This window comes from Clostridium sp., assembly GCF_022482905.1.
In the GTDB taxonomy this organism is placed as follows: Bacteria; Bacillota; Clostridia; order Clostridiales; family Clostridiaceae; genus Clostridium_B.
Map to the genome: position 1 here is coordinate 605,982 of NZ_JAKVOI010000001.1, position 16,147 is coordinate 622,128.

Sequence of the window (16,147 nt, forward strand, 5' to 3'; positions counted from 1 at the left end):
GGGAACTTGTAACTCTGCTAACGATATTAGGTATCTCCCATCTCAAACACAGGTTATGATACGGTGATTGACTACACTGCAGCATAGTAAGTTTACTTACTACGCTCTTTGGAAGATTGTTCGATATATTCAATGCCTTTTCTCCAAAGATTTATTACTCCGATTCTATTTATTTACATGTTTTTGTACCTTTTATTATGAGTTTTAAAATTAATTTATATATTAGTAAACCTACATAAGATCCTATAATAGCTAATATAATGTGATCAATATCAGAAATTCCTAAGGGAAGAATAAGTTTTATTATTTCTATAAAGAAGCTTATACATAAAGCTATTTTGATAATATTTTTAAAATTGTTGTACATTTTAGAACAGAGTGGTAATAATATACCAGAGGTATGAATATTAATATTCTACCAAAAATATTATATAAAAATATAAAGATATTATTATTATGAAATGATATTATATATCCTATTATTGTCTTAAAAGGTATAATATTAACTGTTACACCTAAATATCCACCATTTAATCTTGCTATAGCAACCCATTGGGATATGTTTCTTCCTGGATTAATAGACACAAATATTAATGCTACAATATATATAACAAAACAGGCAATAAAAAATTTTTCACTTTTTTATTGTATGAATATGTCTCAAAATTAAATTCATCTGAAATGTTTTTTTGATCTCCAAAATCTTTAATTGCTAATTTTATGGATTTATTTTCACTATACCCCTTATTTATATAGTCATTTTTTAATGAATTTAAATGGTCAATAAATAGTAATTGTGCGCCCAGCAAAGGGTAATTAACCTAGCAGGTGGAAATCCTGTCTGAGTAAGGTCTAGCCAACCAACAGTAGCGAGTCTTGAGTTGTCATCAGTAATGGTGGGAGCTAAGCGTAGACAGCGAGAAAGTAGGGTTGAAGAGCTATTGAGCCTCGAAATTTTATACATCCAGATGGTTGACGTATTAATTACTGCGGAAAACAACATCACATAAGTCATAATGGCAAGAACTATGTGGCACTGCGGGGTCAAGGGGCCAATCATGCTTTACACTGTGGTTAATTATCAACTGGGGAGAGCCTGTTGTTTCTTGAGAATAAGTATGGCAAACGACAATAAAACGGAGAATGTCAAATGAATGACAGGCAGTCGGATAGTCTCATAGTACTGATGAGACTGGGTAATGCCAGTGGAGGGAAGGAGACTACATAATAACAATCTTTCTGAGGACACATCATCTGTACTCAGGGACAGGAGAAATGATGGAAACAAAATTAGAAAGAATAGCAGAAATATCAGCCCATACAAGAAGACCAGAATTTACTTCACTGTATCATCATATTAATGCTGAAATGCTTAAACAATGTCACAGAGAACTGGACGGGAAGAAGGCAGTAGGCATTGATAAAGTTACAAAAGCAGAGTATGAAGTAAATCTAGAAGAAAATATATCAAACCTAGTAAAAAGGCTAAAGAATAAGTCATACAAGCCGTTACCATCATTAAGAGTATTTATACCAAAAGGTAATGGTAAAATGCGACCGTTAGGAATTTCATCCTATGAAGATAAGATAGTACAACTTGCTGTGAAGAAGATACTGGAGGCAATTTATGAACCAAGATTTCTAAGAAATATGTATGGTTTCAGACCAAGATGTGGTTGTCATGATGCTATAAAGGAAGTATACAACAGAATGCATAGTGGAAAGATAAACTACATTGTTGATGCAGATATCAAAGGATTCTTTAACCATATGAATCATGAGTGGATAATGAAATTTTTAGGAGTGTACATAAAAGACCCCAATGTATTATGGCTGATTAAGAAATACTTGAAAGCTGGTGTAATGACCGATGGAGTATTTCAGGAAAGCATGGATGGTTCTGGGCAAGGAAATATAATGAGTCCAATAATAGCAAACATTTATATGCACAATGTTTTGATATTATGGTACAAGATTATTTTCTCAAAAGGAATTAAGGGAGATAGCTTCCTTGTAGTTTACGCAGATGATTTTATAGCAGGATTCCAGTATAAATGGGAAGCAAAGAAATATTATGAACAACTTAAGATAAGAATGGCAAAGTTTAACCTAGAACTTGAAGATAGTAAAAGTAGATTGCTTGAATTTGGCAAATATGCAGAAAGTAATCGGAAAGCAAGGGGAGAGGGAAAACCAGAAACATTCGATTTCTTAGGATTTACATTTTTCTGTGGAAGAAGTCGCAGAGGATATCCATGTATCAAGCTGCAAACAAGTAGGAAGAAATTCAGACAAAAGCTGAAGAATACTAAAAAGTGGCTATATGATAATAGAACTATGCCGGTTAAAGAAATGATAAAGGCATTAAATCTGAAATTGGTTGGGCATTATAGGTACTATGGCGTATCTTTCAATGGTAAGATGATAACAAACTTTTTGCATAGAGTACAGAAATTTCTATGTAAGACTCTTAACAGACGAAGTGATAAGAAAAGCTACTGCTGGGATGGATATACAGAAATGCTAAAGTATTATCCGCTAGCAAGACCAAAGATATATTTTAAACTGTTTTAACTGTGAATGTTATTATGAGGAGCCGTATGCGGGAAAGCCGCACGTACGGATTCTGTGAGGGGCTTACATTGTGAGGTGTAAGTCTACTCGACTTAAATCTGATTTTTCTTTTTCTGTAATATCTAAAGTATCTACAATTTCTTCAGCGTATTTTTTTATACTACTATACATCATATACCCTCCCTCTCATTTATAAAGGTTTTAATTAAATTATCTATACGATCCCAACATTTTAATTTAAAGGCTAATTCTATTCTGCCATTCTCAGTTATTTTATAGTATTTTCTTTTTATTTTATTAGGAGAATTTTGCCAATAGGATTCTATTAACTTCTTTTGTTCTAATCTTTTTAATGCTGGATAGAGAGTACCTTCTTGCATTTGATACATATTATTTGTATTTATTTTTATTATTTTTGCAATTTCGTAGCCATATTTATCGCTATTTAGAATTAGAAGAAGTATTAAAATATCTATGCTTCCTTTTAAAAGTTCCTTATCCAATTTATCACCTACCATTTATATAAAAATAACATAAAATACGTAGTAATACAAGGTATATTAAGGGCAATATTGGATAGAGGATATGCTGGATATAATGGTGGATTGCATCTAATGGAAGACTTGCTGGATATCATTTTTATGGGGAGGTAGATTTTAGTGGATTATTTTAAAAATAAAGTTGCTCCTATGCGTGAACAGAGGTTGAAACTTGTTGGAAGTGCTTTTGGTGGAAGTTCCTGTGAATTGTTGAACTGCTCTAAAAATGGGTGCTTAAAGAATAAGAAAAGAAGTTTTCTCAGGCGAGTGCCTGCCAGCTAAGTTTGGTTCTGGGAATGGCACTTACAATGCCGGATACTGTGTTTATAATTCATGGCCCTGTTGGGTGTGGCTCCCAGACTCATACATCAAATTTTTTAACTAGGTCTGGAACAAAGGTAAGGGGAAAAGTTCCTAAATCTTTAATATGGTTATCTACAAATCTGAATGAAAAAGAAATTATTGACGGTGGTGAAGATAAATTAAAGGAAACAATAAAAGAGGCAGATAAGCGTTATAGGTCGGTGGCTATTATCGTTATGAATACTTGTTCTCCAAGTATGATTGGTGATGATATTGAAGAGGTGGTAAAAATAACTCAGGAAGTTGTGAATGCGAAAATAATACCAATGCATTGTGAAGGTATTAAATCTCCGGTGGTGGCAAATGCCTATGATACCTATTATCATGGAATAGGTCGTAATTTGGATCTCTCCTCTGGTCATTCCCATAATGCAAATAATTTCAAGAGAAAAATTGTCAATTTATTTAATTTTGGATCATTAACTTATCCGGATGAAGTTGAAATTGGAAGGCTATTAGAAACTTTGGGCCTTGAGGTAAGAATATTTCCGGATTTTGTATACCCTAAAGATTTTGCAAATTTGTCCGAGGCTGCGTTGAATATAAGCCTTTGTAATGTACATAATGATTATTTCTTAAAATTCCTAAAGCAAAAATTTGATATACCATATGTAATTCATAATATGCCAGTTGGGATAAAAAATACAAGTGAATGGTTAATGACAGTTGCGAAACAGTTTAATCTTGAAGAAAAAGCCGGCAAAATAATTGCAGTTGAAGAAAATGAAATTTTTTCTGCAGTAGAGAAATGGACCAAGTCAAGTATTTGAATTAATTAATATAGTAAATAGAGACAAACCGGACATATGTCTGGCACATGCAGGAAGTGGAGTGTGGATATCCAAGCTTGGGATTCCAACAGTTCCTTTATTTGGAGGACCTTCAAATTATTTTGGGTATAAAGGAGTTTATGAAATAGCAAGGAGAATGGTGAGATTGTTGGAAAATACTTCTTTTCAACGCAAATTATCCGAAAATGTAAAACTTCCCTATAAAAAGAACTGGTATACTAAAAATCCTTTTGCGTATATAAAAGACTAGATAATTTATGCTAATTCAACATAGGATACTTATATATGGATCAAATTTTTCAGTAGTATTATTATATTAGGTATGTTTATGTTGAATTGTGAAATGTTTAGGGAAACTGATAATATTTATTTTCCAGAGCCTGTAGTTGAAGATGCTTATTGTGAAAATGGTATATACAGAATGTTTTCTCTGTTGATGGATGAATTTTCTTCATTATTGGAATGTCAGAGCTGCTTTTTGGTAAATATGATTGAAATACTGAAGTATCATGCAAAATTTTATTCAAAGCCACTTTACTAGATGTTTTAAAAGTATGGTTGGTACGACACCTTATAAATATAGAAAGGCTTATATAAAAAAGTAGTGCTCACACTATAAGAGCACTGGATGTAGAAAATCCCTGACGGGATATTCTTGCAGATGTATGTTTTTGATTTTATGTTTTGTAATAAATATTTGTTATTTTTGTGTGCCAAATAATAAACTTGCCAAATGCTTTGCTTGTTTTCCACCGAGGCTAAGCCCTTTGACGCAGTAATGACAATATGCAACCACTTTATCGGTAGTGATTTTCTGACAGTGTTCTTCCATTAATTTTATCTGTTCTTCTTTTGTATGTGGAATGAATTTCCCATCTGCATGTTCTACAAATCTTCTTGGAGCTAAGTTCAGATTCCGTTTTGGAGAAGGTGCATACAATGATATACCACAAAACTGCGTTTTTTCATAATTCTCTTTTTGTTCTACCACATCTACATTCATTTTCTTCAGCAATTCCCGGACAGCTTCCTGCTCTGAATGGTTATCATAGGAACGCCAACAGTCCTGTAAAGTTATTTTTTCATGTGAATAATCAGGAAAATGAAATTTTGTATCATTTAGGATAAGCTCCCACAGCGAAATCCTCTTCACATCAGGCATGGTTTCCTGAAAGATGGCCGCGCAATTATGACAGACATAAACCATTGTGTTATCTACAGTGAAATTTTTGAAATCAGGAGTATTTCTCCAGCGGGGCTGCAGCCATTCTGGCATATCATCCGTAAACTCCTCCAGCTTGTACTTGGGAACACAACACCTTATTATCTGCATATGAAATCGTTTTTTCAAATAATCTTGAATTTTCACACTTAAAGCCGGATTTTCTCTAGTAAATACACAACTTGCAACATATATACAGTTATTGAAATCTATCATTACGATACCTCCATTATTTTAAAGCTCTTGATACATATATTATACAGCTGTTTTGATATATGGTATAATATAAAAAACAGATTTTAGATATCTATAATAAAGATGGCAATATAAAGAAAAGGAAATTTATGTATAAGGGGATAATCTTATGGATTTACAAGTCTTAAAGATTTTTCAGATGGTTGCTAAGATGGGAAGTATTTCAAAAGCGGCACGAGAACTTAATTATGCACAGTCTAATATTTCTACTAAAATTCAGCAGCTGGAATCTTACATGGAAACTTCATTATTTTACAGGCATAATCGAGGTGTTACATTGTCGGTCAAGGGGCATATGTTACTTAAATACACTGAGAAAATATTCCGTCTTATAGATGAGACTACTAGTGCAGTAAAAGAGGATAATATTCCAAGAGGACCTTTACGTATAGGATCCATGGAGACAACCGCAGCAGTCCATTTACCAAAGCTGCTTTCAATATATCACAAGAATTATCCCAATGTGGATTTGACCTTAAAGACAGGAACAACTGAAAAAAATATTCGAGAAATTCTTGAATATAATTTGGATGGTGCTTTTGTAATGGGCCCAATTAATCATCCTGAATTGGTTCAAAAAACGGTTTTTGATGAAAATCTGGTATTTATTACAGATACAGCACAGCCTGCTATTTCATCTATGGGAGATATTCAGACTCGAACTTTACTAGTATTTCCTGTAGGGTGCTCTTATCGAAAAATATTAGAACAATTGCTGTACAATGAAGGATTGATACCAAATAAAATTATAGAATTCGATTCACTTGGGGCTATTATTTCCAGTGTGTGTTCAGGTTTAGGTGTAACCCTGCTCCCATTATCCGTAGTAGAAAGGTATGTACAAGCTGGTACGCTCAAATGCCATACTATCCAAAATTTATGTACAAGTGTACCAACAGTATTTATTTATCGAAAAGATAAGTTTATGTCCAGCTCGTTGATAAAATTTATGGATATCTTCGGTAATGAACTTTAGCTCTGCAGGATAAAAATCTAAAGTTGAATACTATAAAATTATACTTATAGTTGTACCTTCACCCAGAGTACTTTCTATATTTATACTTCCGCCTTGTGCATCTATTATCTGCTTGGATATTGCCATGCCAAGACCTGAGCCTTCGGTGGAAGAACTGGTATTTGTCCCTCTGTAATATCTTTCAAAAACATAATTCAGATCTTTTTCAGGTATACCTCTGCCATTATCTTTTATTGTAATATGGATTTTATCTTTCTTGTAAATTGAAATGTCAATCTGCACGTTGTCCTTGTTGTGAATTATGGCATTTAAAATTAAATTGATCAGCGCCCTTCTTAAAAATTTTTTATCTACGAAAGCTTTTATATTTTCATTTTCAGGGTAGAAATTCACATTTTTATTTGAATAAAGGGGATTGTTTAAAATTTCTATGATTGTATTTTGTAAAAGCAGGGTCATGTTTGCCTCTTCCTTTTTTAGGGGTATGGCTTTGTTTTTTAATTTGTAAGTTAAGTTTAAATCCTGGATTAATGACTGTATGTAGGTGGATTTATTGTATATTATCTCCGAGTACTGCTGAATCTCATCTTTGGAAAAAGTATAGTCAGGGTCTTTCATTATTTCGGCATAGCCCTTTATGGAGGATAGTGGAGTTTTCAGGTCATGGGATATGGAGGAAATCCAGGTAGATCTTATCTTATCCAGTTCTTCTCTTTTTTTCTTGTTTTCTCCGAGAGTTTTGCCTAGATTGTTTAAGTTTGAAAAAACGCCTTTATAGACACCTTTTTCCTGGTAATTAGTTCCATAAGCGCCCTTTGAAAGTTCATCTATGCCGTTGACTATGTTTTGAAGTGGTTTTCCCATCTTCTTTCCAAATACAAAATAAGATATAATTACTGCCACCAGTATATCCATACCCAATAACAGCAGAACTCCATTCCAGAAAAAACTTCTCAGTGAAGAGGGATTGAAGACAAGGGTGTGTTTTGCCACCCTGTTTAGAGGGAAACCTATTATATAGGAAAAGTTCCTGCTTCCATATTTCTTTTCGCCTATAAATATGGAAGAGTTGGCTATGTCGTATTTGTAGATATGGGCAAATTTTATGGGAATATATTTAACGGGAACTGTACTGGGTTTTTTAAAAGAATAGACTTCCCGGAAATTTTCATCTACTATTTGAATCCAGACATTGTTTTCTTGAATTTGTCTTATACCTTCTTCTTTTACAAAGGGTATTCCATTTTTAAAGGCCATATATTTGGAGAAATTCAATGTGAATTTCTCCGGGGTGGGAGCGGTAAAGTTTTCCTTGGTATACAGAATTATCTGATTCCAGAAAAGCAGATTTATAAATAATTCAATTATAACTATGAATATCAGTGTTACAAGAAATCTTGTAGTGATATTCCAATTGGTTTTGATTTTGTTTCTGATTTTCATATTAAGCTACCTCTTCATTGAATTTTCAGCTTATAACCCAGGCCTTTGGCTGTAATTATGTATTTTGGACTGGAAGGATTGTCTTCTAATTTTTGCCTTAGTTTTCTTATATGAACCATAATTGTGTTGTCATATCCCTCATAGCTGTCTTTCCAGACTTCACTGCATATCATCTGTTTGGTTAGAATTTGATTGGCATTTTGGGCCATGTAACATAACAGGTGATATTCCTTGGGAGTAAGTGTTATATTTTTACCTGACTTTGACACTTCGCCTTTTGCAGGGTCAATTGTTATGTCTCCGAAGCTTATCTTTTTCTTTTTCATTGACATTTCATTTTTAATATATATATTTCTACGCAAATGTGCCTTGATCCTGAAAGCCACCTCCTTTGGACTGAAAGGTTTGGTTACATAATCGTCCGCACCCATTCCCAGGGCAAGTATTTTATCTACATCTTCAGATTTTGCAGACAGAAAGATAATAGGCACAAAAGAAAAATTCCTTATATTTCTGCACACTTCAAATCCGTCCATATCCGGCATCATTATGTCCAGAACTACTATGTCAGGTTTTTCGTTTCTGCATATTTTTATACCCTCTGATCCATTTTTTCCTTTGAATATTCTCCTGAAGCCTTCTTTTCTAAGGACCGTCTCCATCAGCTTTAAAAGCTCAACTTCATCATCTATTAAAAGTATCTTTCTATCTAAAATTTGATCCTGCATTTTTACCTCCAATGGTCAAAAATATATATATTTTAATTATAGCATCATTTAGGTATCCTTCGCCTAAGATACAAAATTTTAATGTTCTGTTAAGGTTTGAATCATTGACATGGATATTGGAGTATAATATAATTTAATGGATAAATAAGTGATCATGTGACTGGCGGAAATGGAGTTTACCATGGGAAGCATGATTGAATAGAAGTTGTATCGACCGCCTGGGTAATTAATAATTTACCCGGGTTTTTTTGTGTTCAAATTTGGAAGGGAGTAATGCAGATGAAAAATAATGAACTTATATTAAAGTATGGTTGTAATCCACATCAGAAACCTGCCAGGGTTTATATGAAAAAAGGAGAACTTCCATTTAGAATTATAAATGGCAAGCCCGGATATATAAATCTCATGGATGCACTTAATTCATGGCAGCTTGTAAAGGAATTGAAAAATACTACAGGTATTGCAAGTGCGGCCTCTTTTAAACATGTAAGTCCTGCCGGTGCTGCAGTTGCAGTGCAGCTTGATGACATACTGAAGAAGGTATATGCGGCTGGGGATGAGGAGCTTTCGCCTGCAGCTACTGCATATTGCAGGGCGAGAGGTGCCGATAGAATGTCTTCTTATGGAGATTTTGCGGCTTTAAGTGATGAAGTTGATTTATCTACGGCTAAAGTATTAAAAAGTGCTGTTTCTGATGGAATAATTGCGCCGGCCTATAGTAAGGAGGCTCTTGAAGTTTTAAAGAAGAAAAAGAGAGGAAATTACTGCATAATTCAAATTGACAGAGATTATGAACCCTGTGAAATGGAGAAAAGAGAAATATTTGGAGTAACCTTTGAGCAGAAAAGGAATAACGCAATTATAACAGATGAACTTTTGAAAAATATAGTAACAAAAAGAAAAGATCTCACTCAAAATGCAAAGAGAGATCTCTTAATATCAATGATTACACTTAAGTATACTCAATCCAATTCTGTATGTTTTGTGCTTGATGGACAGGTGATTGGAGTTGGTGCAGGACAGCAGTCGAGAATTCACTGCACAAGACTTGCCGGATCAAAAGCAGACGTATGGTTTTTAAGACAGCATCCTTCAGTCTTATCACTTCCATTTAGAGACGGACTTAAAAAAGCTGAGAAAGATAATGCAATAGATCAGTATCTTCGTAATGATGTAACAGAAGAGGAGACACGACACTGGAAAGATGTATTTACTGAAGTTCCAAGAAAGCTTACGGAAGAGGAGAAGAAAAATTGGATTTCAAAACTTAAAGGAGTTTCTCTAGGCTCTGATGCATTTTTCCCATTTAGGGATAACATAGACAGGGCATCTAAAAGCGGGGTTGAGTACATTGTTGAGCCAGGCGGTTCCATAAGAGATGATGCTGTGATAGAAGCCTGCAATGATTATAATATGGTAATGGCCTTTTCAGATTTAAGGCTGTTTCATCATTAGAGGAAAAGAGAAAGATACATTTCAAAGATATAAAAAAATTTGGTAAAATTCAAACCTTTTATGATAGAGCCTATTTCATAGAAGGCTTTTTTATTTATCAAATGGAATTTAAGGTTCCCTTAAGGTTTTGATAAATGGGATTTAAGCTGCAGGATCTATTATATGTTCATATGCTAGTTCAAGGAGGAAATTGTATGGAGGAAAATATTGTAAAAACCATAGATTTGACGAAAAGTTTTAAAAACTTTAAGGCAGTAAAGGGAATAAATTTATCTGTAAAGAAAGGAAGGGTATACGGATTTCTGGGTCCCAACGGGGCTGGAAAATCCACAACTATAAGGATGCTTTTGGGGCTTATAAAGCCTACAGGTGGACAAGTCCGTATGTTTGGCAAAGATCTTCAGAAAAACAGAATGGATATTCTGAAGAGAGTTGGGTCCATGGTGGAAGCGCCATCTTATTATGGAAATTTGACAGCCTATGAAAATCTGCAGGTATCGGCGGAACTTCTGGAACTTGACTATAAATATATTGATGAAGTTCTGGAGGTTGTGAAACTAACGGAGTGGAAAAATAGACAAGCTAGTAAATTTTCACTCGGCATGAAACAGAGACTTGGAATTGCCCAGGCACTCATATCAAAACCGGAACTTCTTATATTGGATGAACCCACCAACGGACTTGATCCCTCTGGAATCCATGAGATAAGGGGCCTTATTAAAAGACTTCCCAAGCTCTACAATATGACAGTCATCATATCCAGTCATAACCTGAGTGAAATTGAACTTGTAGCAGATGATATTGGAATTATAAACAGGGGAAATATGCTGTTTCAAGGAACTCTTGAAGAACTTCATTCAAAAAGCAAGGGTCAGATCTGTATAGGAGCCAGGGATTCCAGAAGGCTTCAGGATACACTGGACAGCTGTGGATATGAGTATAGGACAGAGGGCAAGGATGTTTTATTAAAGCCAAGGGGAGAGGATCCGGAGGAGATTTTAAGACAGCTGGTATTGAAGAACAATAGGGTATTTAAATTTGTGGAAGTGCAAAAATCCCTTGAAGAAATATTTCTTGATCTTACTGAAGGGGGAGAAAAACTATGACATTTACTTCAATTTTAAAATCCGAGCTTATGAAATACAAAAGGTCGATACTCTGGAAGGGTGTATTTTTCATTCCGGTTCTCTCTTTTTTACTTTTGACCGCGGATTTGCACGTGAGATATAGTTTTTTAATGGCAGAGGAGCATATAAAATCCCTGTATGATCTTGGAATTTATGACAGGATAGGAGCACTTATTTATGAGAGCCATGCCTCTACCTTGTGGTTTATTCTACTAAATTTATCCATTGTTGTAGTGGCGGTTATTGTAAATTATATGGAATACAGTGAGAAAACCTGGAAACAGATAATATCAAGGCCCGTTGAAAGAAGCAAGATTTATTTGTCCAAGTGGATTGTAGTGCTTGCAGCTGCATTTATCCTGGTGATTTTAAACGGTATATTTCTGATAATTATAAAAAACTTGTTCCATATTGACGGAAGTTACAGATTGATTTTCAATTATATAGGATTTGAGCTGTGTACAGTTTTAGGAGTGGTGGGTTTTGAGCAGTTTATAAGCTGTTACATGGAGAACTCACTGGCAGCTGCGGCCGTGGGTTTTGCGGGAAGCATAGGGGCCTATATGCTTGCGCAGAGTAAATTTCTCTCCTATGTGGTTCCCTATGCCAATGTATTGCTGGCGATGCCTACGGGAGATAAAAGCGACGCCCAGAGAGCAGCTTTTTTTGGGATAGCTTCAGGGATACTATGGCTTGTAATAGGGGTTCTGGAATTTGATAAAAGGGATATAAAATAGGTGGTGAATAGTATGAAAAGTATATATAAAGTGGAATTATTGAAATTGAAGCACTCCAAAATATTGAATATAGTTATGTTTGTTCCATTGTTTTTTGTTATATTGGGTCTTACAAATTTTTTGAGATATAAAGAGCTTTTTACCTCAAAAGGACAAAATGTATGGAATCAGGTGTATACTCAGAGCTCACTTTTCTATGGATTGTTTATTATAGGGCTTTTTATTACCATAGTGACGGCTGTTCTGGTGAGAATAGAAAACAGCGGGGATAATTTTAAGTGGATGCTGACATTGCCCGTAGAAAGAGAACAGCTTTATAGGGCAAAACTTCTTGTTAGCTGCGGCATAGTATTTTTAAATCTTGTGCTGTTTATGATACTTACAATTCTAGCCGGTCTGATTATAGCGCCGCAGAATCAGAGTATGCCCCAAGAGTTAATATATGCTCCGTTACTTTGCATTATAGCTTCACTGCCTGTTATAGCAGTTCAGTATTATCTGAGTATGAAATACAATAATATTGCTGTGCCGTTAGGCGTTGGGCTGGTATTTTCTCTGCCTGCAGTTTTAATTGACAATACCAGGTACTGGATGTTTTTTCCCTGGGATTATCCGGGCAGGGTATTGGTAGGTGCAGCAAATGCAAGTTTCAATTTCCCGCTTTATATGTATGCGGTATCTGTTGTTTTGTTTATAATGTTTACGCTCATTGGTGCACATGAATTTAAAAGCAGGGATATATAGTTTGAGTGCTTATCCGAAACTAAGAGTCATTTGATCTTGATAGTGGTGTATATGATGTATACAATTGTTAATATGGATAGAAAATTTTATGCAGATAAATTACCTGGAAAGTTATTGGATGTCATAAACCGTTTTAATGAAACTGATAAAAAGGCGAGAAATTTTGGTACGGATACAGTGCTTCACCTTTCAGAAATTCATCTTGTTGAGTTCATAGGCGACAACGAAAAACTTTCCGTGTCAGAAATAGCCAGGAGGAACAATATTACAAAAGGTGCGGTTTCACAAACGCTCATTAGATTGGAGGGTAAAAAATTAATTGTAAAGGCACTGAATCCGGAAAATAAATCCCAGGCTGTTGTTTTACTGACTAAAAAGGGATGGACAGCTTATTGCGAACACAAAAAATATCATGAAAACATCAACAGAGTTATTTTGTCCTGTGTACAGGATAAGTCCGGGAAGGACATGGAAGCTATCTATAGTTTTTTAGAGCAGCTGGAGAAACTTCTTTGAAGGAAGTTCTCCATACCTATAGTGTATAGTACATATACGCTATAGAATAATTTTTTATCCAAAGTCCGATATATTTTATATGAAGTTCAAAGTTCAGATATTAAATACTGATTGAGGAGAGTTTTACAATTGAAAGATTTTGGAGAGAAAAAGAAGTTTGTTTTAAGTAAATCACTAGTTTTGCTGATGGCAGTTGCCTGCGGAGTCTGTGTTGCAAATTTGTACTATATTCAACCACTTGAATCACAGATTGCGGGTGCCTTTTCCGTATCACAGAGTTCGGCAGGAATAGCAGCTACAGTCACTCAGATTGGATATGCCCTTGGACTTTTATTTATAGTGCCCCTGGGAGATATGTGCGAAAGACGTTCACTTATACTGCGAATGTTGGTTTTGGTAGTTTTATCCCTGATTGTAACTGCATTTTCACAAAATTATTTTGTCATGCTTTTATCCATGTTTGCAATAGGTCTTACCACCATTGTTCCGCAGATTATTGTTCCCTATGCTGCTCACCTTTCACCGGAAGGTCAGGAGGGCAAGATTATAGGAAATGTTATGGTGGTCTTCTTATTGGAATTTTGCTCTCACGTACCTTTAGTGGAGTAATAGGTTCAATTTTTAATTGGAGAGTTGTGTATATTTTCGGTGCGTTTTTCATTGTCCTGCTATTTGCTTTTATTTTAGGGCTTTTTCCTAAAGATAAGCCGGCAAATGTAATTCCTTACAAGGAGCTTTTAAGGTCCATATTATTGGTCTTATATTAGGTGCAGTTATTCTTGATCTTGGAAATCAGTGCGGTCAGGTATCAAATCAGGCAAGAGTACAACTTCTGGGGGACAAGGTTCGCAGCCGTAATAATACTGTATTTATGTTTTCTTATTTTATGGGAGGCGCAGCAGGCTGCTCTTTTGTCCCAAATCTTTGATTTGGTGACAGTCGCTTTTACAGAGTGCGTGGGAATATTAGCAATGGTAGCATTAGGATAAAAAATGATGAGTTGAGGTAAAAACTTTGTTCATGTCTTTTTATTATAATAACAGCCAGGGATAGTCATAGGGATAAGGAGGAATTGGATATAAAATGGAGGAATATTAAGATGACCATAGAATATGTTTAGGATTGAATTGTCTGCTTATGTCTGATAACATATATCTTACGAAAGATGATCTATGAAGGGATTAACTCAAATTGTGTAAAATAATTAAATTTATACCTGACGGTATTACTGCAGCAAGGATAATTATGTCCATTTTATTTGTATCAAATATTTTGGAACAGTTTAAATATGGGCGGCAGAAAACTTTGAGCCTGATAGTTATATTTTTGTGCATATGCATATCCGATTTTATCGATGGTTATATTGCAAGAAAGTTCAACTGTACTTCAGCAGAAGGTGCCAAATTTGATATTCTTGCTGATTTGTTTTTCCTGGGCTCATCTTATATAACTTTAGTGGTTTTGAGGATATTGCCTTTATGGTTTCTAATATTTATATGTCTCAAATTTGTAGAATTTTTATGTACTTCAAATTTTATAAAAAGGCATGACAGATTATCAATACATCCATTTATTTTTGACAGGCTGGGAAGAATTGTGGCAGTTATGTTCTTTATTGTACCAGGTGCAGCCTGTATTTTTAATGTGTTCACATATGGCAACTCTGAAAATGGGGTAAATCTTTTATTGTATATTATTCTGGTATTGGGACTATTGTCTTCATATTTTAGAATAAGGAACTGTTTTAAATTATTATCTGATTGATTGCTTTACAGAACAATATCATCTATTATAGGATCTTTTATTTCTCAGAAAACTGTATGACTTACTTTAATTGAAATATTGAAAGGGGCGGTAAAATGAATGTCAAACAACCTGATTATGGGAACTGGGTTCCTCTAAAAATCATATATGTACTAGGTATCTTGTCTATTGTAATGATATGTATCAGCATAGTTAGTTTTGGAAAGTTTTCATTTTTGATGAATTTACCTGTCTATATTTTATGGATCCTTCGAATACTTGCTTTGGCAATTACACTCATTGTTATGGCATTTTTGCTTTATATGCTGATCTCCCGGTACTTGTTTTCTTATAATGGAGGGGCTGTTTCTTCAAAAATACTGGATTATGTACTTGGACATCTACAATGGGACGGGAGCGGAAAACTTCTGGATATCGGCTGTGGAAGCGGGGCAATGACTATAAAGGCGGCAAAAAAGTATCAAAGGGCAAAACTTGTGGGAATTGATTATTGGGGAATAGAATGGGATTATGGAGAGGCACAGTGCAGACGAAATGCCAGCCTTGAAAGAATTGATGACAGAATTGATTTTATAAGAGGTGATGCGGCAGCCCTTCCATTTGAAGATGAATATTTTGACGCTGCCGTAAGCAATTTTGTATTTCATGAGGTAAAGAGCCAGAAAGATAAAAGATTGGTGGTGAAAGAGGCTCTCAGAGTAGTTAAAAAGGGAGGGACTTTTGCCTTCCACGATCTTTTCCTGGATAAAAAACTTTATGGGGATATAGATGAATTTGTTGAAGAATTGAAAAAGGATAATGTATCTGAAATTGCAATTATAAAGTCAGAAGATGAGATAAATATACCCAGGATACTTAAACTTCCTTTTATGTTGGGCAGTATAGCACTGATCTACGGCAAAAAGTAAGCAGT

19 protein-coding genes and 1 riboswitch are annotated in these 16,147 nt (G+C 34.8%); of the genes, 14 read left to right on the forward strand and 5 right to left on the reverse strand.

The window, feature by feature from the left end:
* Positions 1-169: 169 nt before the first annotated feature.
* Positions 170-412 carry a VanZ family protein gene (locus LKE46_RS17665; protein WP_363316097.1) on the reverse strand — a complete coding sequence of 81 codons (243 nt, stop codon included), beginning with the start codon at positions 410-412 and terminating at the stop codon, positions 170-172.
* An 866-nt stretch (positions 413-1,278) separates the two neighbouring features.
* On the opposite strand from LKE46_RS17665, the gene ltrA reads away from it, so the two are divergent.
* Positions 1,279-2,574 (forward strand): group II intron reverse transcriptase/maturase, encoded by a 1,296-nt coding sequence (ltrA, locus tag LKE46_RS03240; RefSeq protein WP_291725549.1) that lies wholly within the window; start codon positions 1,279-1,281, stop codon positions 2,572-2,574.
* Positions 2,575-2,744: 170 nt separating this feature from the next.
* Here ltrA and LKE46_RS03245 read toward each other — a convergent pair whose 3' ends face one another.
* Positions 2,745-3,077, reverse strand: coding sequence for a PadR family transcriptional regulator (locus LKE46_RS03245; RefSeq protein ID WP_291718394.1), 333 nt, complete (start codon positions 3,075-3,077; stop codon positions 2,745-2,747).
* 156 nt (positions 3,078-3,233) lie between these two features.
* On the opposite strand from LKE46_RS03245, the gene LKE46_RS03250 reads away from it, so the two are divergent.
* The 4 genes from LKE46_RS03250 (at position 3,234) to LKE46_RS03265 (ending at position 4,808) form a co-directional block, all read left to right on the forward strand.
* Positions 3,234-3,395, forward strand: a complete 162-nt coding sequence (locus LKE46_RS03250; RefSeq protein ID WP_291718395.1) for a hypothetical protein — start codon at positions 3,234-3,236, stop codon at positions 3,393-3,395.
* Between the two features lie 14 nt (positions 3,396-3,409).
* On the forward strand, positions 3,410-4,246 hold the full coding sequence (locus LKE46_RS03255) for a nitrogenase component 1 (RefSeq protein ID WP_291718396.1): 837 nt from the start codon (positions 3,410-3,412) through the stop codon (positions 4,244-4,246).
* A 61-nt stretch (positions 4,247-4,307) separates the two neighbouring features.
* Positions 4,308-4,517: a hypothetical protein gene (locus LKE46_RS03260; RefSeq protein ID WP_291718397.1), complete on the forward strand. Its 210-nt coding sequence runs from the start codon at positions 4,308-4,310 to the stop codon at positions 4,515-4,517.
* 72 nt (positions 4,518-4,589) lie between these two features.
* A complete protein-coding gene (locus tag LKE46_RS03265; protein WP_291718398.1) occupies positions 4,590-4,808 on the forward strand; it encodes a hypothetical protein in 219 nt (72 codons plus the stop codon).
* A gap of 159 nt (positions 4,809-4,967) precedes the next feature.
* Here LKE46_RS03265 and LKE46_RS03270 read toward each other — a convergent pair whose 3' ends face one another.
* On the reverse strand, positions 4,968-5,705 hold the full coding sequence (locus LKE46_RS03270) for a hypothetical protein (RefSeq protein WP_291718399.1): 738 nt from the start codon (positions 5,703-5,705) through the stop codon (positions 4,968-4,970).
* A gap of 148 nt (positions 5,706-5,853) precedes the next feature.
* On the opposite strand from LKE46_RS03270, the gene LKE46_RS03275 reads away from it, so the two are divergent.
* Entirely contained in the window at positions 5,854-6,720 is an 867-nt protein-coding gene (locus tag LKE46_RS03275; protein ID WP_291718400.1) for a LysR family transcriptional regulator, read from the forward strand.
* A 30-nt stretch (positions 6,721-6,750) separates the two neighbouring features.
* Here the strand turns inward: LKE46_RS03275 and LKE46_RS03280 are convergent, their stop codons facing one another.
* Positions 6,751-8,163 carry a HAMP domain-containing sensor histidine kinase gene (locus tag LKE46_RS03280; protein WP_291718401.1) on the reverse strand — a complete coding sequence of 471 codons (1,413 nt, stop codon included), beginning with the start codon at positions 8,161-8,163 and terminating at the stop codon, positions 6,751-6,753.
* A 14-nt stretch (positions 8,164-8,177) separates the two neighbouring features.
* A complete protein-coding gene (locus LKE46_RS03285) occupies positions 8,178-8,891 on the reverse strand; it encodes a response regulator transcription factor (RefSeq protein ID WP_106008651.1) in 714 nt (237 codons plus the stop codon).
* Between the two features lie 146 nt (positions 8,892-9,037).
* Positions 9,038-9,122, forward strand: a riboswitch (ZMP/ZTP riboswitch).
* 48 nt (positions 9,123-9,170) lie between these two features.
* Here LKE46_RS03285 and LKE46_RS03290 point away from each other — a divergent pair.
* The 8 genes from LKE46_RS03290 to LKE46_RS03325 all read left to right on the forward strand — a co-directional run bounded on the left by LKE46_RS03290 (position 9,171) and on the right by LKE46_RS03325 (position 16,142).
* The gene (locus LKE46_RS03290; protein ID WP_291718402.1) at positions 9,171-10,346 is read left to right on the forward strand and encodes a phosphoribosylaminoimidazolecarboxamide formyltransferase; all 1,176 of its coding nucleotides are present in this window, start codon (positions 9,171-9,173) and stop codon (positions 10,344-10,346) included.
* Between the two features lie 194 nt (positions 10,347-10,540).
* A complete protein-coding gene (locus LKE46_RS03295; RefSeq protein ID WP_291718403.1) occupies positions 10,541-11,452 on the forward strand; it encodes an ABC transporter ATP-binding protein in 912 nt (303 codons plus the stop codon).
* On the forward strand, positions 11,449-12,210 hold the full coding sequence (locus LKE46_RS03300) for an ABC transporter permease (protein ID WP_291718404.1): 762 nt from the start codon (positions 11,449-11,451) through the stop codon (positions 12,208-12,210). Before LKE46_RS03295 ends, LKE46_RS03300 begins: the two co-directional genes overlap by 4 nt.
* Before the next feature lie 12 nt (positions 12,211-12,222).
* Positions 12,223-12,954 carry an ABC transporter permease gene (locus tag LKE46_RS03305; protein ID WP_291718405.1) on the forward strand — a complete coding sequence of 244 codons (732 nt, stop codon included), beginning with the start codon at positions 12,223-12,225 and terminating at the stop codon, positions 12,952-12,954.
* A 72-nt stretch (positions 12,955-13,026) separates the two neighbouring features.
* Positions 13,027-13,470: a MarR family winged helix-turn-helix transcriptional regulator gene (locus LKE46_RS03310; protein WP_291718406.1), complete on the forward strand. Its 444-nt coding sequence runs from the start codon at positions 13,027-13,029 to the stop codon at positions 13,468-13,470.
* Positions 13,471-13,599: 129 nt separating this feature from the next.
* Entirely contained in the window at positions 13,600-14,079 is a 480-nt protein-coding gene (locus tag LKE46_RS03315; protein ID WP_291718407.1) for an MFS transporter, read from the forward strand.
* A 582-nt stretch (positions 14,080-14,661) separates the two neighbouring features.
* On the forward strand, positions 14,662-15,234 hold the full coding sequence (locus LKE46_RS03320) for a CDP-alcohol phosphatidyltransferase family protein (RefSeq protein ID WP_291718408.1): 573 nt from the start codon (positions 14,662-14,664) through the stop codon (positions 15,232-15,234).
* Between the two features lie 95 nt (positions 15,235-15,329).
* Positions 15,330-16,142, forward strand: coding sequence for a class I SAM-dependent methyltransferase (locus LKE46_RS03325; protein ID WP_291718409.1), 813 nt, complete (start codon positions 15,330-15,332; stop codon positions 16,140-16,142).
* The last annotated feature ends 5 nt before the right edge of the window (positions 16,143-16,147 follow it).